This is a genomic window from Candidatus Babeliales bacterium (assembly GCA_035944115.1).
In the GTDB taxonomy this organism is placed as follows: Bacteria; Babelota; Babeliae; order Babelales; family Vermiphilaceae; genus DASZBJ01.
This window is the reverse complement of record DASZBJ010000047.1, coordinates 1-1,780: the sequence shown is the minus strand read 5'-3', so window position 1 is coordinate 1,780 and position 1,780 is coordinate 1. Positions and strand designations below refer to the sequence as shown.

General features: G+C 41.9%; 1 protein-coding gene. It reads right to left on the bottom strand.

Annotated features, from left to right (window positions below; all coding sequences use genetic code 11):
* On the bottom strand, window positions 1-1,517 hold a 1,517-nt coding region (locus VGT41_05970), incomplete at its 3' end, for a WD40 repeat domain-containing protein (protein ID HEV2601808.1).
* Between the last annotated feature and the right edge of the window lie 263 nt (window positions 1,518-1,780).

Sequence of the window (1,780 nt, the reverse complement as noted above, 5' to 3'; positions counted from 1 at the left end):
ACGACAGCCTCATCTCTGCCTTCTTGAAATTCTTTGTTGATACGATTTTTGATTTTTCCAATATATGCCTCAAAATCTTTTCTTGTCATATCTGCACTTTTTAATAACGCAACACCTTTATTAATTGCACGCAAACGATTTGCGGGGAACTTGCGTACCGCTTTTGCTTGATCGCGTAATTTTTCGGCTTCATCTACAGCATGTCCTCTACGTGCATATGCTACGTTGGCAATAGAAGATACTAATCTCCAAATTCGTATACCAGCCTTATAAGCAGCCACAATAAAATTATTACCACCGTCAATTACGATAGCTTCTGTCTGCCACCCTGTCACAGGAAGATTAGGGCTATTTATTATAAGACCACCATCTTTAGCATTCCAAATGTCTAAACCATACGGCGATTGGGAAACAATAAAACTAGCATCTGCCGCAAGCGCAAATGTCTGCGCCTCGCCAATATAAACCGAATTAACTAATCGATGAAGCTCAGTATCATAAATATGCACATAATGTCCGCTACCAATGCCAACAAAACTTCCATTTGTATTGGTCGCTATACCGCCGCCCATCGTCCACCTGTCAACCGCAAATGTATCGTACTCGCGCCCAGTAGATGCATAAAAACTACGTATTTTTCCCAATGCTCGTTCAATAACAAACTCACCTTTAGCAGTAATAGCTATATTTGACAGCCCCCCTGCAAGATAAACATCATCAATACGATTTGATGCCTTAGTATCCACATTCCAAATAAGTATATGGCTCAAAGCATCGGCCGCAATAATGATTTTACCGTCGCCACTAATAGCTAAAGGTTTTTTTATACCACTATCGAATTTATGTATTAATTTTTCAGTAATAGCATCCCATACATACACCGCTCCATTCTCAGATGCTCCACAAATAGATTTACTATCACTGCTAATTCCTAAACACGTGATAGGACGCTCCGTTTGAATCAATGTCGATATCACTTCTGCATCTTTTTTTAAGATAAACGATTCCATGTGCTCACTTACCGCCCTTGGAACTGCAGTGCTACCTATTAACTTCCTTACATCCGCATCGCTATGCTTCACAGGACTACCACGCCGTTCTCGCACTGCTTTATCTTCATTTTCCCAGCGGTTAAAATCTTCTCGATGTTGTAACCATGCTTCCGAATGAACTTTTTCATCTTCTTCTTTTTCTTCTTCTTGTGGCTTAACTAGTCTTTTCGGTTTGAGCGATTCTGCAAGAACCCGCTGCAACTCTTCATCATCTTCTTCAAGGCCTTGCGCTTCTTGGGCTGCTACTGCCCGCGCACCGCCTTCTCTTTTTAACCTATCTGCTTCTGCTTGCTGCCACGCTTCCAATTCCCGTTGTCTTGCTACCGCTGACCGTTGTTCTGCCAGCTGTGCACGCGCTGCTGCATCTTCTTTCACTTCTGCTCCAGAAAGTGCTGGATATAGAACGTGTGGAATGCATATCGCACTTATCATTGCTACCGATAACACTATTTTTGATACCTTCATAAAATCTCCTTTTTTATTACGTCGCGCCCATACTGGGCGCATAACTTCTGGATTATGACACTACGTTCATAATGACAATAGACTGCTTAAAATTCACTCATTCCGCCAATGTCTGGCGCTCCAAGATTTTGCCGCCTGATTTCTTGCAGACCTTGCTCATATAATCGTTCAACTTCAGCCAATATTTCAAACATAACTTCCGCAGCATTAGATTGCATTCGAAATTCAGCAACTCGCTCAAACAAAGGCGCTATTTGCTGATT